The sequence below is a fragment of the Castellaniella ginsengisoli genome, from assembly GCF_040955415.1.
Classification (GTDB): Bacteria; Pseudomonadota; Gammaproteobacteria; order Burkholderiales; family Burkholderiaceae_B; genus Castellaniella; species Castellaniella ginsengisoli.
The window spans coordinates 79,362-105,383 of record NZ_CP158257.1 but is presented as its reverse complement, the minus strand read 5'-3'; the positions used below and the strand labels follow the sequence as shown (position 1 = coordinate 105,383).

General features: G+C 67.2%; 24 protein-coding genes and 2 tRNA genes. 8 read left to right on the top strand and 18 right to left on the bottom strand.

From position 1 onward, the window contains the following. Positions 1 to 107: 107 nt before the first annotated feature. The 11 genes from ABRZ00_RS00430 to rnr all read right to left on the bottom strand — a co-directional run bounded on the left by ABRZ00_RS00430 (position 108) and on the right by rnr (position 12,066). On the bottom strand, positions 108 to 1,799 hold the full coding sequence (locus ABRZ00_RS00430) for an FMN-binding glutamate synthase family protein (protein ID WP_368641483.1): 1,692 nt from the start codon (positions 1,797 to 1,799) through the stop codon (positions 108 to 110). 35 nt (positions 1,800 to 1,834) lie between these two features. Further along, positions 1,835 to 2,275 carry a DUF3293 domain-containing protein gene (locus ABRZ00_RS00425; RefSeq protein WP_368641484.1) on the bottom strand — a complete coding sequence of 147 codons (441 nt, stop codon included), beginning with the start codon at positions 2,273 to 2,275 and terminating at the stop codon, positions 1,835 to 1,837. Between the two features lie 6 nt (positions 2,276 to 2,281). After that, the gene (locus tag ABRZ00_RS00420; protein WP_368641485.1) at positions 2,282 to 2,875 is read right to left on the bottom strand and encodes a DNA-3-methyladenine glycosylase I; all 594 of its coding nucleotides are present in this window, start codon (positions 2,873 to 2,875) and stop codon (positions 2,282 to 2,284) included. A 19-nt stretch (positions 2,876 to 2,894) separates the two neighbouring features. Then, entirely contained in the window at positions 2,895 to 4,394 is a 1,500-nt protein-coding gene (locus ABRZ00_RS00415; protein WP_368641486.1) for a helicase HerA-like domain-containing protein, read from the bottom strand. 26 nt (positions 4,395 to 4,420) lie between these two features. Beyond that, positions 4,421 to 5,479 (bottom strand): selenide, water dikinase SelD, encoded by a 1,059-nt coding sequence (selD, locus tag ABRZ00_RS00410; protein WP_368641487.1) that lies wholly within the window; start codon positions 5,477 to 5,479, stop codon positions 4,421 to 4,423. A gap of 34 nt (positions 5,480 to 5,513) precedes the next feature. Then, the gene (gene mnmH / locus ABRZ00_RS00405; RefSeq protein ID WP_368641488.1) at positions 5,514 to 6,590 is read right to left on the bottom strand and encodes a tRNA 2-selenouridine(34) synthase MnmH; all 1,077 of its coding nucleotides are present in this window, start codon (positions 6,588 to 6,590) and stop codon (positions 5,514 to 5,516) included. Positions 6,591 to 6,643: 53 nt separating this feature from the next. Beyond that, positions 6,644 to 6,719, bottom strand: a tRNA-Val gene (locus ABRZ00_RS00400). A gap of 182 nt (positions 6,720 to 6,901) precedes the next feature. Further along, positions 6,902 to 7,180 carry an HU family DNA-binding protein gene (locus ABRZ00_RS00395; protein WP_043681629.1) on the bottom strand — a complete coding sequence of 93 codons (279 nt, stop codon included), beginning with the start codon at positions 7,178 to 7,180 and terminating at the stop codon, positions 6,902 to 6,904. A gap of 256 nt (positions 7,181 to 7,436) precedes the next feature. Continuing rightward, complete coding sequence (locus ABRZ00_RS00390) at positions 7,437 to 8,678, bottom strand: cystathionine gamma-synthase family protein (RefSeq protein ID WP_368641489.1); 1,242 nt, start codon at positions 8,676 to 8,678, stop codon at positions 7,437 to 7,439. 104 nt (positions 8,679 to 8,782) lie between these two features. After that, the gene (rlmB, locus tag ABRZ00_RS00385) at positions 8,783 to 9,535 is read right to left on the bottom strand and encodes a 23S rRNA (guanosine(2251)-2'-O)-methyltransferase RlmB (protein ID WP_368641490.1); all 753 of its coding nucleotides are present in this window, start codon (positions 9,533 to 9,535) and stop codon (positions 8,783 to 8,785) included. A 92-nt stretch (positions 9,536 to 9,627) separates the two neighbouring features. Further along, entirely contained in the window at positions 9,628 to 12,066 is a 2,439-nt protein-coding gene (gene rnr / locus ABRZ00_RS00380; protein ID WP_368641491.1) for a ribonuclease R, read from the bottom strand. 108 nt (positions 12,067 to 12,174) lie between these two features. Here rnr and ABRZ00_RS00375 point away from each other — a divergent pair. The 8 genes from ABRZ00_RS00375 (at position 12,175) to ABRZ00_RS00340 (ending at position 19,344) form a co-directional block, all read left to right on the top strand. Further along, positions 12,175 to 12,259: transfer RNA gene (locus ABRZ00_RS00375), tRNA-Leu, on the top strand. Positions 12,260 to 12,465: 206 nt separating this feature from the next. Next, on the top strand, positions 12,466 to 13,236 hold the full coding sequence (locus tag ABRZ00_RS00370; protein WP_368641492.1) for an SDR family oxidoreductase: 771 nt from the start codon (positions 12,466 to 12,468) through the stop codon (positions 13,234 to 13,236). A 91-nt stretch (positions 13,237 to 13,327) separates the two neighbouring features. After that, on the top strand, positions 13,328 to 14,140 hold the full coding sequence (locus tag ABRZ00_RS00365) for an energy transducer TonB (RefSeq protein ID WP_368644353.1): 813 nt from the start codon (positions 13,328 to 13,330) through the stop codon (positions 14,138 to 14,140). Positions 14,141 to 14,153: 13 nt separating this feature from the next. Further along, complete coding sequence (locus tag ABRZ00_RS00360) at positions 14,154 to 15,080, top strand: MotA/TolQ/ExbB proton channel family protein (protein ID WP_343835922.1); 927 nt, start codon at positions 14,154 to 14,156, stop codon at positions 15,078 to 15,080. 1 nt (position 15,081) lies between these two features. Next, positions 15,082 to 15,612 (top strand): ExbD/TolR family protein, encoded by a 531-nt coding sequence (locus ABRZ00_RS00355; protein ID WP_368641494.1) that lies wholly within the window; start codon positions 15,082 to 15,084, stop codon positions 15,610 to 15,612. Positions 15,613 to 15,666: 54 nt separating this feature from the next. Next, positions 15,667 to 16,341: a response regulator transcription factor gene (locus ABRZ00_RS00350; RefSeq protein ID WP_343835586.1), complete on the top strand. Its 675-nt coding sequence runs from the start codon at positions 15,667 to 15,669 to the stop codon at positions 16,339 to 16,341. A gap of 31 nt (positions 16,342 to 16,372) precedes the next feature. After that, positions 16,373 to 17,455, top strand: a complete 1,083-nt coding sequence (locus ABRZ00_RS00345) for a sensor histidine kinase (RefSeq protein ID WP_368641495.1) — start codon at positions 16,373 to 16,375, stop codon at positions 17,453 to 17,455. Between the two features lie 5 nt (positions 17,456 to 17,460). Then, the gene (locus ABRZ00_RS00340; RefSeq protein ID WP_368641496.1) at positions 17,461 to 19,344 is read left to right on the top strand and encodes a potassium transporter Kup; all 1,884 of its coding nucleotides are present in this window, start codon (positions 17,461 to 17,463) and stop codon (positions 19,342 to 19,344) included. A gap of 15 nt (positions 19,345 to 19,359) precedes the next feature. Here ABRZ00_RS00340 and ABRZ00_RS00335 read toward each other — a convergent pair whose 3' ends face one another. From ABRZ00_RS00335 to ABRZ00_RS00305, 7 genes are all read right to left on the bottom strand, one after another. Continuing rightward, positions 19,360 to 19,767, bottom strand: coding sequence for a hypothetical protein (locus ABRZ00_RS00335; protein ID WP_368641497.1), 408 nt, complete (start codon positions 19,765 to 19,767; stop codon positions 19,360 to 19,362). A gap of 138 nt (positions 19,768 to 19,905) precedes the next feature. Further along, complete coding sequence (mnhG, locus tag ABRZ00_RS00330) at positions 19,906 to 20,238, bottom strand: monovalent cation/H(+) antiporter subunit G (protein ID WP_368641498.1); 333 nt, start codon at positions 20,236 to 20,238, stop codon at positions 19,906 to 19,908. Further along, positions 20,235 to 20,519 (bottom strand): K+/H+ antiporter subunit F, encoded by a 285-nt coding sequence (locus ABRZ00_RS00325; RefSeq protein ID WP_343835580.1) that lies wholly within the window; start codon positions 20,517 to 20,519, stop codon positions 20,235 to 20,237. The genes mnhG and ABRZ00_RS00325 overlap by 4 nt, the downstream gene beginning before the upstream one ends. Beyond that, positions 20,516 to 21,004: a Na+/H+ antiporter subunit E gene (locus ABRZ00_RS00320; protein WP_368641499.1), complete on the bottom strand. Its 489-nt coding sequence runs from the start codon at positions 21,002 to 21,004 to the stop codon at positions 20,516 to 20,518. The genes ABRZ00_RS00325 and ABRZ00_RS00320 overlap by 4 nt, the downstream gene beginning before the upstream one ends. Continuing rightward, the gene (locus tag ABRZ00_RS00315; RefSeq protein ID WP_343835578.1) at positions 21,001 to 22,650 is read right to left on the bottom strand and encodes a monovalent cation/H+ antiporter subunit D; all 1,650 of its coding nucleotides are present in this window, start codon (positions 22,648 to 22,650) and stop codon (positions 21,001 to 21,003) included. The genes ABRZ00_RS00320 and ABRZ00_RS00315 overlap by 4 nt, the downstream gene beginning before the upstream one ends. Then, the gene (locus ABRZ00_RS00310; protein WP_343835577.1) at positions 22,647 to 22,988 is read right to left on the bottom strand and encodes a Na+/H+ antiporter subunit C; all 342 of its coding nucleotides are present in this window, start codon (positions 22,986 to 22,988) and stop codon (positions 22,647 to 22,649) included. Before ABRZ00_RS00310 ends, ABRZ00_RS00315 begins: the two co-directional genes overlap by 4 nt. 2 nt (positions 22,989 to 22,990) lie before the next feature. Further along, positions 22,991 to 25,891 (bottom strand): monovalent cation/H+ antiporter subunit A, encoded by a 2,901-nt coding sequence (locus ABRZ00_RS00305; RefSeq protein ID WP_368641500.1) that lies wholly within the window; start codon positions 25,889 to 25,891, stop codon positions 22,991 to 22,993. Between the last annotated feature and the right edge of the window lie 131 nt (positions 25,892 to 26,022).

Sequence of the window (26,022 nt, the reverse complement as noted above, 5' to 3'; positions counted from 1 at the left end):
AGGCGTGATTGACTACCGTCAGGTAGCGATTCCAGTATAGATCAGGCGGAAAGCCGGACCATAGGTGGATTCCCTAGGAGATGTGACGGATCAATTCATGGCTGGCTTCATGCCGGATTCATCCCGGCCTGCGGGGCGGGATCCGGAGCCGGCGCGGGTGTATCGGTGTGCCCGGACAGGGCCGCGCTCAAGCTGTAGAGCGGCTCGAAGGATTCTGCCTGTGCCATGGGCCAGGCGGTGCGGAAGATCGTGTTGCGGAAACGGCCTTCCAGCAGTTCGCCCTTTTCCAGGTCGGGGAACAGGGCGGACAGGACGCGGACTTCGCCATTGGTGATCCGTCGCGCGATGTGGTGCGGGCGAAGCTGGTCGGGGTGGGTCAGGCCGGCCGCACCCAGCAGTTCGCCCAGGGCCTTGAGCGTGTTGGCGTGGTAGTTGGCCACGCGCACGGATTTGTCGGACACCACCAGCGCCTGCTGGCGCTTTGGATCCTGGGTGGTGACGCCGGTGGGACAGCGGCCAGTGTGACAGGTCTGGGCCTGGATGCAACCGATGGCGAACATGTAGGCGCGGGCGCTGTTGCACCAATCGGCGCCCAGCGCCATGAGGCGCGCCATATCGAAGGCGCTGATGACTTTGCCCGAGGCGCCCAGGCGGATGTGTTCGCGCAGGCCGATGCCCACCAACGTGTTGTGGACCAGGCGCAGTCCTTCGCGCAAGGGCGTGCCGACGTGGTCGACGAATTCGATGGGCGCCGCGCCTGTGCCGCCTTCGGCGCCGTCGACCACGATGAAGTCGGGCGTGATGCCGGTGGCCAGCATGGCCTTGGCGATGGCGAACCATTCCCAGGGGTGCCCGATGCACAGCTTGAAGCCGACCGGCTTGCCGCCGGACAGTTCGCGCAGCCGGGCGATGAAGCGCATCATTTCAATGGGAGTGCGAAAGGCGCTGTGGCTGGACGGGGAGATACAGTCGTGGCCGGCTGGCACGCCGCGTGCGGCGGCGATCTCGGGGGTGACTTTTGGGGCCGGCAGGATGCCGCCGTGGCCGGGTTTGGCGCCCTGGGACAGCTTGAGTTCGATCATGCGGATTTCGTCCCGGCGCGCCATGTCGGCAAAGCGCTCTTCGGAAAAACCGCCGTCCTGGTTGCGGCAGCCGAAGTAGCCCGAGCCGATGTTCCAGATCAGGTCGCCACCGTGCTCCAGGTGGTAGCGGCTGACGCCGCCTTCGCCCGTATCGTGGGCGAAATGGCCGATTGCCGCGCCTTTGTTCAAGGCCATGATGGCATTGGCCGACAGTGCGCCAAAGCTCATGGCGGAAATGTTGAAGACCGACAGGTCCACGGGACGGCGGCAATCCGGCCCGCCGACGGTGGTGCGGAAATCGCTGTCGGGCACGTGGGCCGGCGCCATGGCGTGGTTGATCCACTCATAGTCGTTGCCGTAGACATCGCCCTGGGTGCCGAAGGGGCGCTGGTCCATTTGCCGCTTGGCGCGCTGATAGACCAGGGACCGGTCGACGCGCGAAAAGGGCAGCTTGAGCGTGTCGTCCTCGAAGAAGTACTGGCGGACTTCCGGGCGGATGAACTCGAACAGAAAGCGCAGATTGCCGATCACCGGATAGTTGCGGCGGATGGCGTGCCGGGTCTGGCGCAGGTCGTAGATCCCCAGCAGGCTCAGGCCCAGGAACAGCAGACAGGGCAGCCACCAGCCGGCGCTGAAGGTCAGGGCCAGCAGGGCGCACAGCACGGTGAGCGCGATGACGGCGTGAAAGGCGGTGTGGCGGGTGAACAGGGAATGCATGGACAGGCTCCGCGGGATCGGGCGACCCGGCTACCTTAGCAGATGTGCCTGGCCTGTGCGGTGGGGGATGGGCCGGTCCATACCAGCCGCGCCACCGTGTCCGGCCCGCACCAGACCAGGGCATTCTGGTCGAAGCGGCGCGCCAGGCGCAATCCCGATTCCAGGGGCAGGCCTGGAACCCAGAGGCTGGGCTCATCGGGCCACGAGCCGTGCGGATCCAGGCCCCGGCCCGGCAGCCAGGCGTGGCCTGCCCGCTCGACTGCGCGGCACAGCGCGCGCATCCGGCGGGCGTTGGCGGCGGGGCGCAGGCGGCGGCTGCGGGGGTTGCAGGCGGTCAGGAAGACGCCGCCGTGTGGAAACCGGGCGGCCAGCGCCGGATGCGTCTGCCCGATGCGCAAGATGAGGGGCGGGGCGGTTTCGATCCGGTAGTGCGCGGCGCGGTAGGCCGCATCCAGCGGATGGCCGCCGGGCATCATGGCGGCTCAGTCCGCCAGCGCCCGATGGCGGTGGCAGTCCGTGGTGTGGTCCATCAGGCAACCGATGGCTTGCAGGTACGACTGGCAGATGGTCGGCCCCACGAAGGTGAAGCCGTGACGTTTGAGCAGCCGGCTGAGGGCTTCGGCTTCAGGGCCGGTCACGGGGGCGTCTTCGACGTTGGCGTAGCGGTGGATGATCGGCTGGCCGCCGACCACCGACCACACCAGGCCGACCGGATCCGACAACGCCAGCCAGGCCCGGGCATTGGTGCCGGCGGCGCGCAGCTTCAGCCGGTTGCGGATGATGCTGGCATCCCGCATGCGGTCCTGGACCCAGGCCTCGTCGGTGCGGGCCAGGGCCTCGGGGTCGAAGCCGAGCAAGGCGGCGCGCAGCGCTTCGCGCCGACGCAGAATGGTGAGCCAGGACAGGCCCGCCTGGAAACCTTCCAGGATCAGCATTTCGAACAGATGCCGGGAGTCGCGCGAGGGTACGCCCCATTCGGTGTCGTGGTAGCGCACGTACAGCGGATCGTCGGTGCACCAGCGGCAGCGGATCGGTTGCGCAGTGCGGGCGGCGGGATCGGGTGCGCGGTCGGGCATGGATGTCTTGCCCGGGCCGTCAGCGCCGCCCGCCGACCAGCGAGCCCAGCAGGCCGCGCACCAGGCGGTTGGCGGCGTTGCGCACCATGCTCTTGGCGACGGATTGCACCACGCCGTCGCGGCGGCCGCCGCGCGGCCCGGTGGAACCGAACAGGAAGTCGCCCACGGCCCCGGCCAGGCCCGTGTCCTGATCGCCCGCCGCCTTGCCTGCATTGGCCTGCGCCGCCTCGGCGGCTCCGGCCTGGGCGCGCCGCTGCAGGATTTCGTAGGCGGATTCGCGGTCCACCGCCTGGTCGTATTTCCCGGCCAGCAGAGAGCCTCCCAGAAGCGCCTGGCGTTCCGCCGCCGCCGCCGGGCCGATGCGGCTGCCGGGTGCCAGCATCCAGACACGCTGCGTGGGCGTAGGCTGGCCCTTGGAGTCGAGCAGCGACACCAGCGCCTCGCCCACGGCCAGTTCGGTGATGGCGGCCTCGATGTCCAGCCCGGGGCTGGGCCGCATGGTTTGCGCGGCGGCCTTGACGGCTTTCTGGTCGCGGGGCGTGTAGGCCCGCAGGGCATGCTGTACACGGTGGCCCAACTGGCCCAGTACGGAGTCGGGAATGTCGGCGGGATTCTGGCTGACGAAGTACACGCCCACGCCCTTGGAACGGATCAGGCGGACGACCTGCTCGATTTTTTCCAGCAGCGCGCCGGGGGCGTCCTTGAACAGCAGGTGGGCCTCGTCGAAGAAAAACACCAGCTTGGGCTTGTCCAGATCGCCGACCTCGGGCAGGCGCTCGTACAGATCGGCCAGCATCCACAGCAGGAAGACGGCGTACAGGCGCGGGGACTGCATCAGACGGTCGGCGGCCAGGATGTTGACCATGCCGCGCCCCTGGGCGTCGGTGCGCATCCAGTCGAAGACGTCCAGCATGGGTTCGCCGAAGAAGATCCCGGCGCCTTCGGATTCGAGGCGCAGCAGGCTGCGCTGGATGGCGCCGATGGAGGCCGATGACACCTGCCCGTAACGGGTGCGCAGTTCGGCGGCGCGGTCGGCGACGTGCTGCAGCATGGAGCGCAGGTCTTTGAGATCCAGAATCAGCAGGCCCTCGTCGTCGGCCACGCGAAAGGCCAGGGTCAGCACGCCTTCCTGCGTGTCGTTCAGGTCGAGCATGCGCGACAGCAGCAGCGGCCCCAGATCGGAGACCGTGGCGCGGATCGGGTGGCCTTGTTCGCCGAAGATGTCCCACAGCGTCGCCGGGCTGCCGCCCCAGAAGGGTTCGGGCAGGCCCAGGTCGGCCAGCCGCTGGCAGAGTTTGGGCGACGGTGCGCCCGCTTGGGAGATGCCGCTCAGATCGCCCTTGACGTCGGCCATGAAAACCGGCGTGCCGATGCGTGAGAACGACTCGGCCAGGACTTGCAGGGTGATGGTCTTGCCGGTGCCGGTGGCGCCGGTGATGCAGCCGTGCCGGTTGGCCAGTTGCGGCAGCAGGCAGGCCTGTGCGTCGGCGTTGCGGGCGATGATCAGGGGGGCGGCCATGGAAGCTCCTGGAACGGGAACGGGATTCAGGATACCCGAATATGGGCGGGTCCGGCTTCCAGGCGTCCGATGCGGGCGGCCTGCGCAAAGCCGTCGGCGCGCAGCAGCGCGAGGACTTCGTCGGCGGCTTCCGGCGCGCAGGCGACCAGCAGGCCGCCGGAGGTTTGCGGGTCGGTCAGCAAGGCGCGGGCTTCTTCCGGCAGGCCGGCATCGAGCGTGGCCTCGGCGCTGCAGGCGTGCCAGTTGCGCCCTGATGCGCCGGTGCAGATGCCCTCCCGCGCCAGGTCCGGAGCGGGTGCCAGCCAGGGCAGGCCGGCATAGGACAGCTCGGCGCGCAGGCCCGAGCCCCGGCACATTTCCAGGGTGTGGCCCAGCAGGCCGAAGCCGGTCACGTCCGTCAGGGCGTGCACGGCTTCGAGCTCGGCCAGACGCGTGCCCGGCGTGTTCAACCGGGTGGCGCTGTCGATCATGGCCCGGTAGCCCTCGGCATCGAGCCGGTCCTTCTTCAGGGCCGCCGACAGGATGCCCACGCCCAAGGGTTTGCTCAGGACCAGCACGTCGCCGGCGCGGGCGCAGTCGTTGCGCTTGATCCGGTCCGGGTGCGCCAGGCCGATGACGGCCAGACCGTAGATCGGTTCCACCGAGTCGATGGAATGGCCGCCTGCGATGGGGATGCCGGCTTGCTGGCAGACCGAGGCGCCGCCGGACAGGATGGCGGCGATGGTGTCGTGCGGCAGAGCCTTGATCGGCATGCCGACCAGGGCCAGCGCCAGGATCGGGCGTCCGCCCATGGCGTAGACGTCCGACAGGGCATTGGTCGCGGCGATGCGGCCGAAATCCCGTGGATCGTCGACGATGGGCATGAAGAAATCGGTCGTGGCGATCAGCGCCTGCTCGTCGTTGAGGCGATAGACGGCCGCGTCGTCGGATGATTGCGTGCCCACCAGCAGATCGGGAAAGGGGCCGGCGGGCAAGGCGTCGCGCATCAGGCGCGCCAGCACGTCCGGTGCGATCTTGCAGCCGCAGCCGCCTCCGTGGGACAGTGAGGTCAAGCGGGGAGCGGGACAGGTCTCGGAAGCATTCATGGCGGTGGGATTCGGAAGGCGGCTCGGGGAGCGTTCAGGCGGGGATGTGCAATTGTTCGATCAGGGCGCGGGCTTGCGCCTGATCGTCGGCGGCGGTGGGGTCGTAGTCGAAGACCAACGCCTGGTCCAGGCCGCTGTAATGAGAACCGCTGCTGCGCCGGTAGGCGGGGTCGTAGTGGGCCTCGACCAGCGCCTGAAACAGGTCGGCGCGCCGGCCGGCGGCGATCAGGGCCTGCCAGTCGCGGATCGTCTGGCGGCTGTGCAGGCCGATCAGGCGCTCGAGCGTCTGGCCAAAGACGTCCGGCGCGTCGAACAGATGCGCGTAGTCCTGCAGCAGGAAAGCGATCCGGTGGGGCAGCGCCGCCTGTACGCGCACGCAGCGGCCGGCATGCATGGCGCGCAGCAGGGCTTCGGGCAGGCTTAATTGGCCGATGCGCCGGCTTTCGGCCTCGACGAAGACAGGCCGGGCGTGATCCAGGGCCTCGATGGCCTGAAGCAGGGCGGACTCGAAGCCTCGCTGGCTGGGCTGCGGCTGGTCCGGCAGCGCACCCAGCAACGAGCCGCGATGGCGGGCCAGGCTTTCCAGATCCAGGATCTGGGCGCCGGCCGCCCCCAGCGATTGCAGCAGGCGGGTCTTGCCCGAGCCGGTGGGGCCGGTCAGCACGATGCAGTCCAGGCCGGCCGGACGTTCCGTCAGGGCATCGATGACGTGGCGCCGCCAGGTTTTGTAGCCGCCGTCGAGCTGGCGCGCGCGCCAGCCGATCAGGTTGAACCAGGCGGTCATGGAGCCCGAGCGCTTGCCGCCGCGCCAGCAATAGATCAGCGGCCGCCAACTGCGCGGGCGGTCGGCGAAGATTGTTTCCAGGTATTCGGCGATGTGGCGGGCGACCAGGGCGGCGCCCAGGCGCGTGGCTTTGAAGGGTGATTCCTGGGCATACATCGTGCCGATCAGAACGCGTTCTTCGTTGCTGAGCACGGGCGCATTCAGGGCGCCGGGGATGTGGTCGTCGGCGTATTCGGCCGGCGTGCGCACATCGACGATCTCGTCGAACTGGCCGAGAGCGTCCAGGCCGCAGCGTTGCGGGCCATGGGTATGCGATGTGGAAGTCATGGCGGGATTGTAAATCCGCCGGGCGGCGGATGCCCGGGCAAGCGCCGGGTTCGTGGTGGGTGCTGAGGGGCTCGAACCCCCGACCTACGCCGTGTAAAGGCGCCGCTCTACCAACTGAGCTAAGCACCCGGACCCATGCGCCCGCCGCATGAGCGCTGGAAGCGCGGGCGGGCGTGGCATTGTAGCTTGAAAAAACGCAGTGAATGAAAAGGCCACCGGTGAGGCGGTGGCCTTTTCATGGAGGGGCGCCCCCGGCGCGGTCGGCATGCAAGACGTGCGCTGCGTGGAGCCCTTTGCCGTTGAGACGCGGATTACTTGGCGTTGACGGCGTCTTTCAGGGCTTTGCCCGGACGGAACTTCGGCACGCGGGCCTTCTTGATCTTGATTTCTTCGCCGGTGCGCGGGTTGCGGCCGGTGCGGGCGGCGCGCTCGGACACGGCAAAGGTGCCGAAGCCGACCAGGGTGACGGAGCCCTTTTTCTTCAGGGTGGTCTTCACGGCGCCCACAAAGGCTTCCAGGGCGCGGCCCACGTCAGCCTTGGAGAGATCGGTCTTGGAGGAAATATGCTCGATCAGCTCGGTCTTGTTCATTGATGAAATACCCCTGAGGTTTATTGTGGCCCGGCGGCCGATCCGCCAGACGTTTGATGGATGATGGTCTGTCGCAGCCAGACCGTTCCGGTTTCCGCGGCCGCTGGGGGAGCGGGATCCTGGCCGGTTCAAAGGCTAAGCCGTATTAAGCCTTCGAAAGACCGGAGTGTCAAGAACAAATCACTGGAAACCCGCGTGGTTCCTGACGTTTGTTAAAAAACCCGGGATTGGGTAAGGGAATACCCCAGACCCGGGATCAGACTCGGGCGGCATCCAGGGCCTGGGCGAAATCGCCGATCAGATCGGCTTCGTCTTCGATTCCCACCGAGATGCGCAGGAAACCGTCCGGAATGCCCATCAGGGCGCGCCGCTCCGGGCCCATCTCGTAATAGATGGTGTGGGCGGCGGGCAGCACCAGCGTGCGGTTGTCGCCCAGATGGGTGGCGAGCGCCACGATGCGCAGGCGGTTCAGGCATTCGAAGACATCCACCTGTTCGTGCAGCTCGACGCCCAGCAAACCGCCGAAGCGGCCGCCGAACCATTGCGCGGCCTGTGCGTGCTGGGGGTGGCTGGCCAGACCGGGGTAGCGCACTTTGCTGACTTTCGGGTGTGTTTCAAGAAAACGCGCCAGCGCCAACGCATTGGCGCAGATGCGGTCCATGCGCAGCGCCAGGGTCTCGGCGCCGGCCGCGATGCGGTGGGCCACATCCGAGGACAGCGTGCCGCCCATGTCGCGCAGCCCTTTCTTCTTGATCTGAAGCAGTCCCCAGGTGTGCGGGTCGCCTTTGCGGTACTGCTCGTAGATGTGCGGAAAATCAGTCCAGTCGTACAGCCCGGTCTGGGTGACGGCGCCGCCCAGGGCATTGCCGTGCCCGCCGATGTGCTTGGACAAGGAGTTGATCACCAGGGAAGCGCCGAAATCCCGGCCCGGGGCCAGGTAGGGCGAGGACAGCGTGGCATCGACCACGTAGACCAGTTTGCGCGAGCGGCACAGCGCGCCGATGGCTTTCAGGTCGGCGACCTGGGTGCCCGGGTTGGCGATGGTCTCGACGAAGACCATGCGGGTGTTGGGCCGGATCGCCGCCTCGACCTGGGCGGCGTCGGTGGCGTCCACCAGGCTCAGTTCCACGCCGAAGTTTTCCAGCGTCATCAGCAGGCTGTTGGTGTTGCCGAAGATGTACTTGCTGGTGATCAGGTGGTCGCCTTGGCGCAGCAAGGCGAAGAATGTGGCGTTCAGTGCCGCCATGCCCGTGGCGAACGTGACCGTGGCCTGTGCATGCTCCATGTCCGTGATCTTGGCTTCCAGCGAGGCCGTGGTCGGCGTGCCCTGGCGGGCGTAGGTGTAGCCGGCCTTGCCCTGAAACACGGCGGCAAGTTCGCGCGCGTCCGAGTAGGCGTATTCGGTGGACGGGTGGATGGGCTGATGGATGGCGCCGTGTTCCAGTTGGGCGCGGTGGTCGGCATGGACGAGCCGGGTGGTGAAGCCTTGATCGGACATGGGAAGGCGTGGGGTCGGATTGAAAAGGAATGGGGGGCTGCCCGGGCGGGCGCGCCGGCCCGGACATTATGCGCTTTTTTGAAAAGGGCTTGCGTGCCGGCCGTTCAAACCGGCGCCAGGCGCTGGCGGACGGTTTCGTACAGGCAGACCGCGCTGGCGACGCTGACGTTCAGGCTCTCGACCGAACCGCGCATGGGAATGGAGACGAGTTCGTCGCAGGTTTCGCGGGTCAGGCGGCGCATCCCCTCGCCTTCGGCGCCCATCACCCAGGCCATGGCACGGCGCGCATCGACAGCGTGCAGGCCGCGCGTGGCGGTGTCGTCGGTGCCTACGATCCAGATGTCGCGCTCGCGCAGCGCGCGCAGCGTGCGCGCCAGATTGGTGACCGTCAAGTAGGGCACGGTGTCGGCGGCGCCGCAGGCCACGCGCTGGACCGTCGCATTCAGGCCCACGGCGCGATCCTTGGGCGCAATGACCGCGTGCACGCCAGCGGCGTCGGCCGTGCGCAGGCAGGCGCCCAGATTGTGCGGGTCGGTGACGCCGTCCAGCACCAGCAGCAGGGCCGGTTCATTGCGGTCTTCCAGGAGGTCGAGGACCTCGTCGACCGCCACGGCCAACGGCCGCGGGCGGGCCAGGGCGACGATGCCCTGGTGACGCACGCCGCGCGCCAGGCCCTCCAGGCGCTGGGCGTCGGCGGCGTGCCAGCGCACGTTCGCGGCCTCCAGTTGTTCGATGCAGCGTTGCATGCGGGCGTCCTGGCGCGTGGTGTCCAGATAGACCTCGCGGATGGAGTCCGGGGCATGGCGCAGACGCGCTTGCACGGCATGGAAGCCGGCCAGGATTTGTTGGGATGACATCGTAGGCCTATGGGAAATATGGGCGGCGCGGCCCCGCCGCATGGGCGGACGGGACCGTGCCTTGGATTGTAGTGCGGCCCGGGCGCGCGGAATCAGGAGCGCCGCTTGCGCGGCGCATCCTGGCGTGCGGCGCGCTTGGCCTCGGCGCGGCGCTGACTGGCCGTGGTGCCGCGCAACGCGGCGGGCTTGGTACCGGCGGCCTTTTTGTGCGGGCGCGCGGCGGGGCTGGATTCGCTGTCGATGCCGGCCTGAAGGGACTTGAAATCTTCACCTTTGACCGGCCGGAAGTCGATGCGCCGGGCTTCGAGATCCACACGCGAGACCTGTACCTGCAAGGCGTCGCCCAGTTGGTAGCGCAGGCCGGTGCGCTCGCCGCGCAGCTCGTTCAGGGCCTCGTGGTACTGGAAGTAATCGCCGCCGAGTTCGGAGATATGCACCAGGCCTTCCACATAGAGCGTGTCCAGCGTGACAAACACGCCGAAGCTGGTGACGCTGCTGATCCGGCCGCTGAAGACCTCGCCGACGTGCTCGCGCACGAACCAGCATTTCAGCCAGGCCTCGACATCGCGCGAGGCCTCGTCGGCCCGCCGTTCGCGCGCCGAGAGCAACGCGCCCAGGGCTTCCCAGGCATCGCGCTCGCGGATTTTCGCGGGCAGGGCGGGGTCTGCGGGCTGGCCCGGCAGAGCAGGGGGCTGGTAGCGGCGCTTGTGCAAAATGCCCCGGATCACGCGGTGCACCAGCAGATCCGGGTAACGCCGGATGGGCGAGGTGAAGTGCGCGTAGTGCTCGTAGGCCAGGCCGAAGTGGCCGGTCTGCTCCGGGCTGTAGATGGCCTGCTGCATCGAACGCAGGCACATGGTCTGGATCGCGTCGAAGTCCGGCCGCGCCCGGCTGGCCTGGATCAGGCGGGCATAGTCGGCGGTCGTGGGCTCGTCGCCGCCTTCCAGCGTGAGGCCCAGAAGGCGCAGGTACTCGCGCAGCGTCTGCAGTTTTTCCGGCGTCGGGCCGTCGTGCACGCGGAACAGCGCCTGGGCCTTGTTGCGCACGATGAAGTCGGCCGCGCAGGTGTTGGCCGCCAGCATGCACTCCTCGATCAGGCGGTGGGCATCGTTGCGTGTATAGGGTTCGATGCGCTCGATGCGGCCCAGGGGATTGCAGACGATGCGGGTCTCGACCGTGTCGAAGTCGATGGCGCCGCGCTTGCGCCGCGCCTGCTCGAAGGCCTGGAACAGATCGTAGGCCGTCTGCACGTGCGGCAGCAGATCGCCGAGATTCTGGGCTGCGGGGCCCGTGGGCTGCTGCAGGGCCGACCAGATGTCGGTGTAGGTGGTGCGGGCGTGGGAGTGAATGACGGCTTCGTAGAATTGATAAGCCGTGACGGAGCCGGCTTTGGCGCCGCTTGCCGGGATCATCATGTCGCATACCATCACCAGACGGTCGACATCGGGATTGAGCGAACAGATGCCGTTGGACAAGGCCTCGGGCAGCATGGGAATCACGCGGCGCGGAAAGTACACGCTGGTGCCGCGGTCCAGGGCGTCTTCGTCCAGCGCCGAGCCGGGCTGCACATAATGGCTGACGTCGGCGATGGCCACCAGCAGCCGCCAGCCGGGCCGCGAGCGTTTGGCCGTGCCCAGGTCGGCGGGCATGCAGAACACCGCATCATCGAAGTCGCGTGCGTCTTCGCCGTCGATGGTGATGAAGGGCACGTCGCGCAGGTCGATGCGTCCGGCCCAGTCGTCCGCGCGCACGTGCTCCGGGATGGAGGCCAACTGCCGGCGCGTGGCGTCGGAGAAGTCCACCGGCACATCGAACTTGCGCACGGCGATTTCGATTTCCATGCCGGGATCATCGATCTCGCCCAGCACTTCGGTGACGCGGCCCAGAGGCTGGATATGGCTGGCCGGCTGGCGCAGGATCTGTACCGTGACCACCTGGCCGGGTTCGGCGTCACCCGTGTCCTGGGGCGCGATCAGGATGTCGTGCTTGATGCGCTGGTCTTCGGGCGCGACGATGAAGGCGCCGTGCTCCTTGAGGAAGCGGCCGACCAGTTTCAGGGTGCGCCGCTCGACGACCTCGACGATGGTGCCCTCGGGGCGCCCGCGGAATTCGCCGGCGGCCTTCACTTTGACCCGGTCGCCATGCAGGATCTTGGCCATCTCGTGGGGCGACAGGAACAGATCCGGGCCGCCCTCGTCGGGGATCAGGAAACCGAATCCGTCCCGGTGGCCTTGTACGACGCCGGTAATGAAGTGCGTGTTGTTGCAGATTTGCAACCTTCCCTGGGGGTTGTAGCGCAACTGGCCATCGCGCTCCATGGCCTTGATGCGGCGGATGAAGCCCGTGGACAAGGGGATCGTAGCGTGAGTGGCGTCGGCCAGGGCCTCGGGAGACAAAGGCTTGCCGGCCTTGCGCAAGGTATCCAGCACTTGCTCGCGGGTGGGGACGTCGGGGTCGAAGTCAGAGGGGAGGCTGTGTGCTGGCGAGTCGGAAGCGTCGCGGTTATTGTCGTTGTTGGTTCGCTTTTTCAAAGGCTGTTTGCATCCAAAAAAATAGTATTGTATAGTTCTGTCTTCGCTGAACGGCGCGCTGAAAAACGCGGCGGATCAGTGAAAGCAATAGCATACACGTTATGCAGTGCCCAGGTGGCGGAATTGGTAGACGCGCATGGTTCAGGTCCATGTGCCGCAAGGTGTGGAGGTTCGAGTCCTCTCCTGGGCACCACTTCTCTTGATCGGGAAGTCCAATTCAGTACGATGTCCTCCGGCATCAAGCAGCGAAACCCGCGTAGACATTCAGTCTTGCGGGTTTTTTGCTTTGGGCGGCTTCGCTGTTCAGGCATCCCGCAGGTGCGGTATCCTCAGGGGCATCACATCACACCGGTGTGCCGGTTCCGCGATCGGCGCACAGACAGCGCATCCAGAGGACTTATGCACGATTCCACACCAGCACAGATCGCCCTCGTGACCGGGGCTTCCGCAGGCTTTGGCCGCGCAATCTGCGAACGCTTCCTGCGCGACGGCTATCGGGTGATCGCCGCCGCCCGCCGGATGGAACGGTTGCTCGATCTGCAGCAGCGGTATGGCGATGCCGTGCTGCCGGTGGCGCTGGATGTTCGCGACGAGCAGGCCATCGCCGACATGAAGGCCTCCTTGCCCGAAGGATGGCGCGACATCGATATCCTTGTGAACAACGCCGGCCTGGCGCTCGGGACTGAAAAAGCCCAAGAGGCCCTCCTGCAGGATTGGCGGACCATGATCGATACCAATATCACCGGCCTGGCGCTGATGACGCACGCTTTTTTGCCGGGCATGGTGGCCCGCAAGCGCGGGCTGGTTGTGAATATCGGTTCGGTGGCTGGTAAATATCCTTATCCGGGCGGCAACGTCTATGGCGGCACCAAGGCATTCGTGGCCCAGTTCAGCCGCAATCTGCGCGCGGATCTGGCGGGCACGGGCGTGCGGGTGACCGACGTGCAGCCAGGTTTGTGCGGGGACACCGAATTTTCCCTGACCCGCTATCGGGGGGATCAGGAGAAAGCGGACTCCGTCTATGCCGGCGCGCATCCGCTGGGGCCGGACGACATTGCGGAAACGGTCGCCTGGGTGGCGTCCCTGCCGCCGCGCGTGAACATCAACGCCATCGAAGTCATGCCGACCTCGCAGTCGTTCTCCGCGTTGACCATCACCCGCAACCCGTGATTCCGTCCGGCGGCTGCTCATTTTGTATTGAGAACCGTTATCATTCCTGCTAAGATCACGTTCTCTGTCGCTTCTTGCTGTCCACTGGTTCATGTCTTCCAGGTCACCCACCTCGCGCCTCGCTCCGCTGAAGCTCGTCTCTGCTTGCGTGGCCGTGGGCTTGCATGCCGCTGTCCTGGCGATGGTGCTGTCGGCGCCGGTGGTCGAGGTCGCCCAGGGGCGGCCCGAAGCGCTGGACGTGCAATTCGTCGAGCTGGGACCGGCGATCGAGCCCGAGCCTGTGGCTGCCGCAGAGCCTCAACCGCAGGTGGAAACGCCGCCGGAACCCGAAATGATTCCCGAGCCCGAGCCGATCATCGAGCCCGAGCCGGAACCCGAGCCCGAGCCGGTCGTGGAGACGCCCGAGCCTGAATCCATCACCGAGCCTCCGCCGCCCGAACCCAAACCCAAACCGAAGTCGAAGCCGAAGCCGAAACCAACGCCGAAGCCGAAGCCGAAGCCTGTGCAGCAGCCTCAAGCGACGCCGCCTGCGCCTCGGGTCAGCGTGGCGCAGACGGCGACGGCGGGCGGCGCGAAGAAGGCATCCGAGGCGCGCGGAGATCCGGTGGCGGTCGATCCCGACCGGCCCCGCACCGTGGGTCAGGTGGATTACCTGGGCAAGCGGCCCAGCCCGGTGTATCCCCGCATCTCGCAGCGGCGGGGCGAACAGGGCCGGGTGGTGCTGCGCGTGCTGATTTCTCCGCTGGGCCAGGTCGCCCATGTGTCGGTGCGCTCTTCGTCCGGGCATGCGCGTCTGGACGAGGCGGCGCTTGATGCCATGCGCACCGCGCGCTTCCGCCCGTATACGGAAAACGGGATCGCCTACAAGGCGCTGGTGGACATTCCTTTCGATTTCGTCTTATAGGACAAGGAACATGATGTTTGATCTGATCGGGGGCGCAGTCTTGACGCTGGCCCAGGCCGCGGGGCCGGATGCCGCTCAGGCTGCGGCGGGTGCGGCGCCCGCCGTGTCGGCCGCTGCGGGGGCGGCCACGACGGCGCTGGCCGGGGCCGCCCCCACGGCGGGCGCAGCGGCCGAGATGATGCTGACCTCCGGCGCCGTGGAAGCCGGCGGCCAGGGGGTGCTGCATTTCATCGGCCAGAGCGATGCGGTCGGCAAGTCGCTGTTCGTCTTCCTGATGCTGATGTCCCTGGCCAGTTGGTATCTGATTCTGGCCAAGGGGCTCACGCATTTGCGCATCCGCCGCCGGTCGCGCAAGTTCCTGTCCGAATTCTGGGCGGCGAGTTCTCTCGAACAGGTGGAAAACGAAATTTCCACCCATGGGGCGGAAGAGCCGTTCGCTCACTTGGCGAGCCACGCCATCCATGCCCAGAAGCATCACACCAAATACGGGGCGCTCAAACTCGAGGAAAGCGGCTCCACGGCCGCATTCGTGACGCGCACCATCCGCAAGGTCATCGACGAGGAAACGGCCCGCCTGGAAAACGGCCTGACGGTGCTGGCTTCCGTGGGCTCCACCGCGCCGTTCGTCGGCTTGTTCGGCACGGTGTGGGGGGTGTATCACGCCCTGTTGAGCATCAGCATGACCGATGGCGTCACCATCAACCGCATCGCCGGCCCGGTGGGCGAGGCCTTGATCATGACCGGCCTGGGCCTGGCGGTGGCCATCCCCGCCGTGCTGGCCTATAACGCTTTCGTGCGCGTCAATCGCGTCTACCTGGCGCAGCTCGATGCCTTTGCGCATGATTTGTTCACCTTCCTGACCACCGGCCAGCAGGTGGCCGATGGCAACCACGAGCGCCATGGCCGGACCATCAGCCTGGCCAGCCACCGGGGGGCCTGAGATGGCGTTCGGCAGCTTCGACTCCAAAGGGCCGGGCACCACGATGTCCGAGATCAACATGGTGCCGTTGATCGATGTGATGCTGGTGCTGCTGGTGATCTTCATCATCACCGCGCCGCTGCTCAGCCATTCGATCCGCATCAATGTGCCCCAGGTCACGGCCCAGCCGGTGGAACAGAAACCCGTGGTGATCGACCTTGCCATCGATCCTTCCGGGGCGCTGTTCTGGAACGAGCAGCCGATCGCCGCAGAGGAATTGCCCGCCCGCTTCGCCAGCGAGGCGGCGGCCGACCCCCAGCCCGAGGTCCGTATCCGCGCCGATGTGGAGACCCGCTACGGCCTGCTGGCGGAGATCATGGGCGCGGCCCGCAAGGCGGGCATGAAACGCCTGGGCTTCGTCACGACACCGGGCCAGGCGGTCCACGATGATACGGCGACGGACGGCGCCGCCCCGGCCGCTGCCGCGAACGCCGCCGCCGGCGGCCGGGGCGCGGCTCGTGAGGGCGCGTTCAAGCAATCGTCAACTATGTAACGCAAGCCCTCGGACGGTGACGTGGCATGATCGCTTCGGGCTAGAATCGTCGTCATGAGAGTTCTGGTCATTGAAGACGACGCCACCCTCGGCCATGCCTTGCAGGAATTCCTGGGCAGCCAGGGCTATGCCGTCGATTGGTTGCAGTCCGGCGATCATGTCGAAGGCTCGCTGGCCGGGCAGGTGTACGACTTGCTGCTGCTGGATCTGAATCTGCCCGGCGTCGGCGGGTTGGAAGTGCTGCGGCGTTTGCGCGACGGCGGCTCCCAGGTGCCGGTGCTGATCCTGACGGCGCGCGATGGCCTGGACGACCGCGTCGCCGGGCTGGATGCGGGCGCCGACGATTACGTCACCAAGCCTTTCGAATTGCCCGAACTGGCCGCCCGCGTGCGGGCGCTGGCCCGCCGCCGTGCCGGCCAGGCGCAGACCATCCTGGAATGCGGTCCTTTGTCCTTTGATACCGTGGGTCGCCAGATCCGGGTGGACGGCAGGCGCCTGGCGCTGTCCGTGCGCGAGCTTTCCGTGCTGGAAATGCTGATGGCGCGGCCGGGCCGGGTGGTGACCAAGCAGCAGATCGTCAATTCCCTGTCCGCCTGGGATGCCGATTTCAGTGAAAACGCAGTCGAAGTCTACGTCTATCGCCTGCGAAAGCGGCTCGACGGCACCGGGACCAGCATCCAGACGGTGCGCGGTTTCGGCTATCTGCTCGACGTTGACCGTGCCGCCTGAGTTTTCCGCCGGCCCGCGGGTCCGCCGCGCAGTGTCGGGCCTAGTCGAACGGCTGGTTCCCCGGGATTCGCTCGCCCGCCGTTTGGTGCGCCGGCTGCTGCCGGCCTTTTTCATTCTGGTGGCCATCGACTTGCTGGCCACTTGGTTCATGACGGGCGTGATCCGGCCTCAGCCCTGGCTGCTGCGCGATCTGTTCTGGACCATGATGCTGACCCAGGGCCTGTTGGTGGCGCTGTTTGTCTGGGTGCTGATTTCCGGTATTCGCTCCGAGCTGGCTTCCATCAACCGGCTGGCCGACGATATTCGCCAGCGGTCCATCGAAGATCTGCAACCGCTCGACTTGGCGGGCCTGCCCGCCGAAATTGCGCCCCTGGTGCTGCATTTCAACGATCTGCTCGTGCGCCTGGATGATTCCGTCCAGGCTCAGCGCCGCTTCATCGGTCATGCGGCGCATCAGTTGCGCACGCCTTTGGCCGGCCTGAAGGTCGAATCCGAGTTGATGCTCGGCCAGGCGCTGCCCGAAGACATCCGCCAGCGCGCCGTGCGCATCAAGTGCGTGACGGATCACATGATCCGCATGGGCCAGCAACTGCTGGTGCTGGCGCGTGCGGAGCACGCCGCCCGTCCCCGGGACAGCTTCATGCGCCTGGATCTGTGCGAGTGGATGCGCCAGGCAGGTGCGGAATGGCTGAGCCGGGCGCACGAGCAGTCCATCGACCTGCAACTGGCGGCGCCCGAGGCCGCCGTCTGGGTGGATGGCGACCCGGTCCTGCTGGCGGAGCTGCTGGGCAATCTGATCGACAATGCCTTGCGCTACGGCCTGGGCGCGCGGCGCATCGTATTGCGGGTCATGGCCAATCCGCCCTCGATTGCCGTCGAGGACGACGGCGCCGGCATCCGGAACGAAGATCTGGACCGGGTCTTCGAAGCCTTCTACCGCGCGGCCGATGCCGGCCAGGGCGGCTCCGGTCTGGGTCTGGCCATCGTGCGTGAAATCGCCCGCGCGCACGGCGCCTGGTGGAAGGTCGCCAGCCGGCCCGCCTTTCCCGGCACCCGGGTTTCCCTCGTTTTTCCCGGCCCCCGGCTGGGCGCCTGCCTGACGCGGGCCGAATGATCTCTATGAACATACAGACATCCACATCGCATCGCCCGCAGGCAGCCTTGATGATCGGCGCCCTGGGCGTGGTCTACGGGGACATCGGCACCAGCCCGCTGTACACCGTGAAGGTGGCGCTTTCGGGGGCGGGCCGGCCCGACGTCGAACACATCCTGGGGATGCTGTCGATCCTGTTCTGGATGCTGATCCTGGTGGTGTCGCTGAAATATGTGACCTGTATCCTGCGTGCCGACAACCGGGGCGAGGGCGGCACGCTGGCACTGATGGAACTGGCCCTCAGGGGCCGGTCCGGACGAGGGCGCTGGCGCCTGGCGCTGTTGGGCCTGGTCGGGGCCAGCCTGTTCTACGGCGACAGCATGATCACTCCGGCGATTTCCGTGCTGTCGGCCATCGAGGGCATCGGCATCGTCTCGCATCGTCTGGATGCCTGGGTGGTGCCGATCGCGGTGATCGTTCTGGTGGTGCTTTTCATGTTCCAGTCGCGCGGCACCGGCGCCGTGGGCAAACTCTTCGGGCCGGTGATGCTGTGCTGGTTTCTGGTGCTGGGCGGGCTGGGCGCCTGGCGGATCATCGGCCGCCCCGAGGTCCTGCTCGCCGTCAATCCCGCCTGGGCCCTGGCGTTCATCGGCAATGCCCCCTGGGAGACCTTCCTGGCGCTGGGCGCGCTGGTGCTGGCGCTGACCGGCGCCGAAGCGCTCTACGCCGACATGGGGCATTTTGGCGGCCCGCTCATCCGCCGCGCCTGGTTCTCTCTGGTGTTGCCGGCGCTCGTCCTGTGCTATTTCGGCCAGGGCGCGCTGTTGCTCAGCGATCCAACCGCCATTCGCAATCCTTTCTTCCTGATGGCGCCCGAATGGGGGCTGGTTCCCCTGGTGGCGCTGGCCACGCTGGCCACGGTGATCGCTTCGCAATCGGTGATTTCGGGCGCGTTCTCCATGACGCGCCAGGCGGTGCAACTGGGCTACTGGCCGCGCATGGTGATTCTGCACACGTCGGCGCGCGAGGAAGGCCAGATCTACCTGCCGCGCGTGAACTGGCTGCTCTTGCTGGCCGTGCTGGTGCTGACGGTATCTTTCGGCTCTTCCGAACGCCTGGCGCACGCCTACGGCTTTGCCGTCACCGGCACGATGCTGATGACCTCGCTGCTGGCGTTCGCCGTGCTGCCCCGGCACGCGCACGGCGCCCGGCGCCTGGCCTGGCTGGCCTTGATCGCCCTGTTTCTGGTGATCGACGTGCTGCTGTTTTCATCCAATACGCTCAAGCTGCACGAAGGCGGCTGGCTCCCTCTGGTGGCGGGAATCGTCCTGCTGACCTTGATGGTGACCTGGAAGCAGGGACGACAGCGGATTCACGATACGCTGGCCGGGGATCACCAGCCGTTGGCCGATTTCATGGAGTCCCTGGAAACCTATCCGCCGACCCGCGTGCCCGGGACGGCGGTGTTCATGAGCATGATCGTGGGTACGGTGCCCCCCGCGCTTTTGCACAATTTGAAACACAACAAGGTGCTGCACGAGCAGGCGCTGTTCCTGACGATCGAGGTCGCCGACGTGCCCTACGTGCCTTTCAGCGAACGGCTGAGGATCGATCGGGTCAGCCGCAGCAGTTGGCAGGCCGTGGCGCGCTGGGGCTTCAAGCAGGAGCCCGACGTGCCGCAGGTGGTGGAACAGATCGGCCAGGAAGTCCGGGACCTGAACCTGGACCCCATGCAGACGTCATATTTCCTGTCCCGCCAGACCGTGATCGTGGTGCGCCGGCTGCCGTGGCACCAGAGCTGGCGGCGGCATTTGTTCGCCTTCATGGCGCGCAACGCCAGCCGCAGCACCCGGTTCTACAAGATTCCGCCCAACCGCGTGGTGGAAATGGGCATGCAGCTCGAACTCTGAGCGGCGCAAGCGCGCTCAGGAGCCGGCGGCGGGCGCCGGGATCGTGATCGTCGTTTCGCGCAGCGTGCCGCCCGACTCGACCGAACCCCGCGTCTGGGCGTTGGCGTCGTTCATGAGGATCATGCAGTCCTGGCGCTGGCGCTCGGGCAGGCTGTCGCAGCGTTGGTTGCGGTTGCGCGCCTCGACCTGAGGCGAAGGCTGGGTCAGCGCATCGCGGGTGGCTGCCTGGGCGGCGGCGCCGGCTTCTTTCAGGCAGGCCTGCACGTCGATGCCTGGGGTGTTGTGGCAGCGCGCCACATCCTGCTGGTATTGGCTTTGCGATGGCGTGCCGGCGGCCTGCGCCGCGGGCGCGAACAGGGCGGCGTAGCCCAAGCCGGCGGCCAGCAGTGCGGTGTGCGGCAAAATAGGGTGGTGTCGACGCATGATGAGCACTCCTTTCGAGTGTTTTCCGGGCGGCTCCCGGCCCGGTCCAGGGGGCGCGATGCGCACGCGGCCCGATGGGCCAGGGTGAGCGCGCCTTGAACCAGTGTACGGGTTTCCCCTAGCGCCAAGGTAACCAGATCATTCCGCTTTTTCTTGGTCTTCCTGCCGGGCGCGCTGGCGGCGCAGAGCGCTTTGCATCAGCAAGATGGCCGTCACCGGCGCCGTGATGAAGAGAAAAAGGCTGATGAGCCACTCGTGGACGATGGGCCGGTTCTGCAGCAGGCTGGCAACCGCAGTGGTCGCCAGGACGACGCAGAAGGCGCCCATCGTCATGCCCATGGTCGGGGCATGCATGCGTTGGCGGAAGTTGCGCAGGCGCAGCAGCCCGAGCGATCCCACCAGGGTCACGATACCCGCCAGGACGAGCAGCAGGGCGACCGGCACGGCGGCCCACAGAGGCAGTTCGGTCATGGCTCGATCACCTCGCCGCGCAGCAGGAATTTGGCCAGGGCCGAGGAACCGACGAAACCGAACAGCGCGATCAGCAGGGCCACGTCGAAGTACAGGCCGGCCTTGAACCGCAGGCCCAGGACCAGCAGGATCAGCATGCCGTTGATGTAGATGGTATCCAAGGCCAGGACGCGGTCTTCGGCGCTTGGCCCCCGGATCAGGCGGATGGCGGCGCAGCCCAGCCCGAGGGTGAAACACAGCAGGGCGAAGCCGCAAGCCCAATACAGTATCGTCGCGCTCATTCGAAGATCTCCATCAGGGGGCGTTCATAGCGATCCTGGATGATGCGGGTCAAACCTTCGGGATCGCTCAGGTCCAGCACGTGCAGGGTCAGCACGTTGCGTTCAGGATCGTGGCCGGCCCAGACGGTGCCGGGAGTGAAGGTGACGATGCAGGCCAGCGCCGTCAGGCCGTGCGGATCGCGGATGCGCAAGGGGATATCCAGGAGACCGGGGCGGGCGCCGGGCGGGTGGCCGCGCAGGATGATCCGTCCGACGTCGCGGTTGGAACGGGCGATGTCGGCGGCCACGTGCCCCGCCAGGCGCAAAGCGACGAGCGGATGCGACAGGCGGGCGCGCACCGGCCGCAGGATCGGGGCCAGCAAGGCGAGCACCAGGGCGATGACGGTGCCCAACACCAGATGGCCCGCCGACAGGCTGTCGTTGAGCACCAGCCAGAGGATCAGCAGCAGGCAGGCCAGCGGCAGGGCATGAAGCAGGCGTCTCATTGCGGTTCTCCGAACCGGTCGGCCGGGGCGGGGAAGACATGCGGATCCTGGCCCAGCACCGCTTCGACGTAGCGGCCGGGCTGATCCAGATACCAGGCGGTGTCCTCGAGGTAGGACATGACGGATCCGGCGTGCACCGTCAACAGGATGCAGGCCGTCAGCAGCACCAGGATGGGGATGGCCTCGTTGAGCTTCAAGGTCGGGATGTGCAGGTCTTCGGGGATCCAGAAGAGGCGCACGCCGCAGCGGCCCAGCGCGATCAGGCCGGCCACGCCCGAAGTCAGCACGGCTGCGACCAGCAGCCAGACGTTGACGGTGGGGGCGCCGTATTCGGCGGTGCGCAAGGCGGCCGACAACAGCGAGAATTTCGCCACGAAGCCCGATAGTGGCGGCAGGCCGATGATCAGCAGCGAGCAGGCGAAGAAGCTCAGGCCGAGGAACGCCATGGTGGCCGGCAGCGGCACGCCGACGGTCTGGCCGCTCAAGTCGGCGGCGTCGGGGTCGTCGCTTTCGAAGGCCTCCTGGGTGATGGCCAGCATGTCGGCGCCGAAGGACTGGCTGCGCTCGGTGAGCTCAAGCAGCAGGAACAGGGCGCCCAGCGCAAGCACCGAGCTGAGCAGGTAGTACAGGGCGGGTCCGGTCAGTGTGGCGCCGGGCATGCCCAGGGCGGCGAACAGGGTGCCGGAGGACGTGATGATGGCATAGGCGGCAATGCGCCGCGCCTGAGTGCTGGCCAGCATGCCCAAGGTGCCGAAAGCCAGGGTGGCGATGCCCGCGGGGAACATCCAGGCGCCGCCGAAGGCTGCCGGAGCACCGGCCGGAAGCAGCAAGGAACCGATGCGCAGCAGCGCGTAGATCCCGACCTTGGTCATGATGGCGAACAGGGCGGCCACCGGGGCGCTGGCTTCGGAGTAAGCGTTGGACAGCCAGAAGTTCAGCGGCCAGGCGGCGGCCTTGATCAGGAAGGCGACGCCCAGGATGGCCGCCGCGCTGTCGAACAACTGCCGGTCCGCGCCGTGCAGGGCCAGGGCGCGGACCGACAGGTCGGCGAGATTCAGCGTGCCGGTCAGGCCGTAGATCAGGGCGATGGCCACCAGCAGCAGGAAGGAGGCGATCAGGTTGACGGCGATGTAGTGCAGAGCGGCGCCGACCCGGCGCTTGCCCGAGCCGTGCAGCATCAGGCCGTAGGATGCGGTCAGCAGGATTTCGAAGAACACGAACAGGTTGAACAGATCGCCGGTGAGGAAGGCGCCGTTCAAGCCCATCATGATCAGGAGGAACATGGGGTGGAAGTGGCTGCCGGCCCGGTCCCAGCGGGCCGTGGCGTAGATCCACGCGCACAAGCCCAGCACCGACGTGAGGCCCAGCATCAGCGCGGCGAGGCGGTCGGCCACCAGCACGATGCCGAAAGGCGCGGGCCAGTTGCCCAGGAGATAGACGCCCACCCCGCCGGGCCAGTACGGCGCGCCGATGCCCTGAGTGGCGCGCACCAGCATCAGGGCCACCAGCGCCATCAGGCCGAGCGCGATCGCGCCCAGGGTCACGCGCAGCCGCCGCTGGCTGTCGCGGGTGAGCAGCATCAGCGCCGCCGCGACCAGGGGGATCAGGACGGGCAGGACCGGCAGGTGTTGCAGCCAGACACTCATGGGCGGTGTTCCTCGCCGTCCACGTGGTCGGTATCGCTCATCCCGCGCGATGCCAGCAGCACGACCAGGAACAGCGCCGTGGTGGCGAAGCCGATGACGATGGCGGTCAGCACCAGCGCCTGGGGCAGGGGGTCCGCGTAGCGGGCCGGGTCGGCCCACGCCGGGTCGATGACCGGCGGGGCGTCGACCCGCAGCCGCCCCATGGCGAAGATGAACAGATTGACCGCATACGCCATGAGCGCCAGACCCATGATGAACTGGAAAGTGCGCGGCCGCAGCAGCAGCCAGACGCCCGAACTCGCGAGCACGCCGATCGCCAACGCCAGGATCCACTCCATGATCAGGCCTCCGTCAGGGGATTGTCCGCCGCTTCGGTGAGCTTGCGGTAAAAGCGCAGGGATTGGTGCGCAAGAGCGATGATCATCAGCACCGTCGCGCCGACCACCAGCATGTATACGCCCAGGTCGAACAGCAGCACGCTGGACAGGTGCACGGCGCCGACCAGGGGCAGGACCAGGTCCACCGCATGGGCGGCAAGCAGGGGCTTGCCGATCCACCAGACCGCCATGGCGGCGGAGCCGGCCACCAGCAGGCCCAGGGCGATCCAGGCCTGAGGACGGATCAAGGGGCGAGCCTCGACCCACAGGATGCCGCCCACCAGGTACTGCAGAATGATGCCGGTGGCCATGATCAGGCCGCCAATGAAGCCGCCGCCCGGCAGATTGTGGCCGCGCAGCAGAAAATACAGCGAGATCAGGGTGGAGACCGGCAGCAGCAGCCGCACCAGAACGGCGGGCACGCGCATCATGCCTTCGGGCAGCGGCGCCTGGAGGTCGGGCTCTTCGAAGGCGGCGGGTGCGCTGCCGCGATGGCGCAACGGCGCGGCGATGGTCTCCGCCGGCGGCCGGAAGCGCCGCAGCAGGGCATAGACGCTCAGGGCCACGACCCCCAGCACGGTGATTTCGCCGAAGGTATCGAAGGCGCGGAAGTCGACCAGGATCACGTTGACCACGTTGGCGCCGCCGCCCAGGGGCCAGGCTTGCTGGACGAAGTAGGAGGAGATGCTGCCGTGGGCCGAAGGCCGCGTCATCATCACATAGGCCAGGGTCGCCATGGTGGCGCCAGCGGAGGCGGCCACCAGGAAGTCGCGGCGGCGGCGCCAGCGCGTCGCCCAGGGGGCGGGACCGGGGAATTCCTCGATCCTGGGCGGCAGCCAGCGCAATCCCAGCAGGATCAGCACGGTGGTGACGACCTCGACCGTGAGTTGCGTCAGGGCCAGGTCGGGGGCCGACAGCCAGGCAAAGGTGGCGCAGGTGACCAGCCCAGCCGCGCCGGACAGCATCAGCGAGGCGGCGCGGTGGTATTTGGCCTGGTAGGCTGCCGCCAGGGCGCAGGCGCCGCCCGCCAACCACATCAGCCCGAAAGACCACTGGGCCGGCGTATCGAGGGTGGTCTCGGGCCACCATCCGCCCGGCAGCAGCGGCAGCAGCGCGACGGCTCCGGTGGCCAGCACCAGCAGCAGCACCTGGGGCTGAAGCCGCTGGGTTTGCAGCCAGCTCAGCAGCCGGGCCGAGCCGGCGTCGATGGCTTCGAGAAGGGCTTCGAAGGATTGGCGCCCGTCCAGGCGGTAGATCAGCGGCACCTGGCCCGGGGCGCGGCGGTCGCGCGCGCGCAGTCCCAGGTACAGGCCGATGCCGATGATCATGGCGGCCAGGCTCATGAGCAAAGGCAGGTTCACGCCGTGCCAGACCTGCAGATCGTAAACAGGGATGTTGTCGCCCAGCAGCGAACGCATGACCATGTTCAGGACGGACTCGAGGAACAGGCCGGGCAGGATGCCGACCGCCAGGCAGAACAGCACCAGCACCGCGCAGGGGATCAGCATCATGCGGGGCGGGTCGTGCGGCGTGCGCGGCAGGTCCGTGGCTTGCGGACCGAAGAACACCTGCAGGATGAAACGCAGCGAATAGGTCACGCTGAAGGCGCCGGCGATCACGGCGAGGGTCGGCAGGCCCCAGCGGGTGGCCCAATGGCCGGTGACGAAGATGGTTTCCGAGAAGAACATTTCCTTCGAGATGAAACCGTTGAGCAGGGGCACGCCCGCCATGGCCGCCGCCGAGACCATGGCCAGCGTCGCCGTGAGCGGCATCAGGGTCCGCAGGCCCGACAGCCGGGTCAGATCGCGGGTGCCGCTTTCATGGTCCACAATCCCCGCCGCCATGAACAGCGAAGCCTTGAACGTGGCGTGGTTGATGATGTGGAAAATGGCAGCCACCAAGGCCAGACGGCTGTTCATACCCAGCAGCAGCGTGATCAGGCCCAGGTGGCTGATGGTGGAATAGGCCAGCACGCCCTTCATGTCGCGCTGGAAGGTGGCGGCGTAGGCGCCCAGCAGCAGCGAGCACAGGCCCGCGCCGCCGATGATCCAGGTCCACCAGTCGGTGCCCGAGAAGATCGGCCAGAAGCGGGCCAGCAGGAAAACGCCGGCCTTCACCATGGTGGCCGAATGCAGGTAGGCCGACACCGGGGTGGGTGCCGCCATGGCGTTGGGCAGCCAGAAATGGAAAGGGAACTGGGCGCTCTTGGTCAAGGCCCCCAGGGCCAGCAGCACCAGCAGGATGGGATACCAACGGTGCCCCCGGATCGCTGTGGCGGCCGCGAGCACCGCGTCCAGATCGTAGCTGCCGACGATATGGCCGATGATGAGCATGCTGGCCAGCAGGCAGAAACCGCCCGTGCCCGTCACGATCAGGGCCATGCGCGCGCCCCGGCGGGCGTCGATGCGGTGGTGCCAGTAGCCGATCAGCATGAACGAGGACAGGCTGGTCAGTTCCCAGAAGACCAGCAACTGGATCAGGTTGCCGGCCAGCACCACGCCCAGCATGGCGCCCATGAAGCTGAGCAGGAAGGTGAAGAAGCGGGGAACGGGATCCTGGGCCGACAGGTAGTAGTGGGCATACAGGGCGATCAGGGCGCCCATGGCTGTGATGATGACGGAAAACAGCCAGGCATAGCCGTCCATGCGCAGGGTCAGGTCGACCCCCATGGTTGGAATCCAGGGCAGGCTGAGCTTGATCACGCCGGAGGCGGCGACCTCGGGAGTCAGCCACAGCGTCAGGGCCAGGCAGGCCAGGGCGCTGCCGCCCGCCAGCCAGGCCCCGGCGCGGCGCGCAGTCGCGGGCAGCAGCGAGGCGCACAGGCTGCCGGCAAACGGGATCGCTAGGATCAGGGTCAGGAGCATGGAATGGATGGTACGGGAATCGGAATCGCTCAGCCGGGAAGGCTGTTCCGGACAGAAAGCCGGCGCGCGCAACGCGGCCGGATGGATTGATCCGGAATCCCTTAATGATACGCGAAGACAGCCGCTTGACT

Excerpts from the sequence above, each read along its gene's own strand:
- ABRZ00_RS00415 (WP_368641486.1), bottom strand. The coding sequence starts at position 4,394 with ATGGCCGCCCCCCTGATCATCGCCCGCAACGCCGACGCACAGGCCTGC.
- ABRZ00_RS00390 (WP_368641489.1), bottom strand. The coding sequence starts at position 8,678 with ATGTCCGATCAAGGCTTCACCACCCGGCTCGTCCATGCCGACCACCGC.
- ABRZ00_RS00310 (WP_343835577.1), bottom strand. The coding sequence starts at position 22,988 with ATGGAGTGGATCCTGGCGTTGGCGATCGGCGTGCTCGCGAGTTCGGGC.
- ABRZ00_RS00370 (WP_368641492.1), top strand. The coding sequence starts at position 12,466 with ATGCACGATTCCACACCAGCACAGATCGCCCTCGTGACCGGGGCTTCC.
- mnhG (WP_368641498.1), bottom strand. The coding sequence starts at position 20,238 with ATGACCGAACTGCCTCTGTGGGCCGCCGTGCCGGTCGCCCTGCTGCTC.
- ABRZ00_RS00325 (WP_343835580.1), bottom strand. The coding sequence starts at position 20,519 with ATGAGCGCGACGATACTGTATTGGGCTTGCGGCTTCGCCCTGCTGTGT.
- ABRZ00_RS00360 (WP_343835922.1), top strand. The coding sequence starts at position 14,154 with ATGTTTGATCTGATCGGGGGCGCAGTCTTGACGCTGGCCCAGGCCGCG.
- ABRZ00_RS00425 (WP_368641484.1), bottom strand. The coding sequence starts at position 2,275 with ATGATGCCCGGCGGCCATCCGCTGGATGCGGCCTACCGCGCCGCGCAC.
- ABRZ00_RS00335 (WP_368641497.1), bottom strand. The coding sequence starts at position 19,767 with ATGCGTCGACACCACCCTATTTTGCCGCACACCGCACTGCTGGCCGCC.
- ABRZ00_RS00395 (WP_043681629.1), bottom strand. The coding sequence starts at position 7,180 with ATGAACAAGACCGAGCTGATCGAGCATATTTCCTCCAAGACCGATCTC.
- ABRZ00_RS00350 (WP_343835586.1), top strand. The coding sequence starts at position 15,667 with ATGAGAGTTCTGGTCATTGAAGACGACGCCACCCTCGGCCATGCCTTG.
- mnmH (WP_368641488.1), bottom strand. The coding sequence starts at position 6,590 with ATGACTTCCACATCGCATACCCATGGCCCGCAACGCTGCGGCCTGGAC.
- ABRZ00_RS00315 (WP_343835578.1), bottom strand. The coding sequence starts at position 22,650 with ATGAGTGTCTGGCTGCAACACCTGCCGGTCCTGCCCGTCCTGATCCCC.
- selD (WP_368641487.1), bottom strand. The coding sequence starts at position 5,479 with ATGAATGCTTCCGAGACCTGTCCCGCTCCCCGCTTGACCTCACTGTCC.
- ABRZ00_RS00430 (WP_368641483.1), bottom strand. The coding sequence starts at position 1,799 with ATGCATTCCCTGTTCACCCGCCACACCGCCTTTCACGCCGTCATCGCG.
- ABRZ00_RS00420 (WP_368641485.1), bottom strand. The coding sequence starts at position 2,875 with ATGCCCGACCGCGCACCCGATCCCGCCGCCCGCACTGCGCAACCGATC.
- ABRZ00_RS00355 (WP_368641494.1), top strand. The coding sequence starts at position 15,082 with ATGGCGTTCGGCAGCTTCGACTCCAAAGGGCCGGGCACCACGATGTCC.
- ABRZ00_RS00340 (WP_368641496.1), top strand. The coding sequence starts at position 17,461 with ATGAACATACAGACATCCACATCGCATCGCCCGCAGGCAGCCTTGATG.
- ABRZ00_RS00320 (WP_368641499.1), bottom strand. The coding sequence starts at position 21,004 with ATGAGACGCCTGCTTCATGCCCTGCCGCTGGCCTGCCTGCTGCTGATC.
- rlmB (WP_368641490.1), bottom strand. The coding sequence starts at position 9,535 with ATGTCATCCCAACAAATCCTGGCCGGCTTCCATGCCGTGCAAGCGCGT.
- ABRZ00_RS00365 (WP_368644353.1), top strand. The coding sequence starts at position 13,328 with ATGTCTTCCAGGTCACCCACCTCGCGCCTCGCTCCGCTGAAGCTCGTC.
- ABRZ00_RS00305 (WP_368641500.1), bottom strand. The coding sequence starts at position 25,891 with ATGCTCCTGACCCTGATCCTAGCGATCCCGTTTGCCGGCAGCCTGTGC.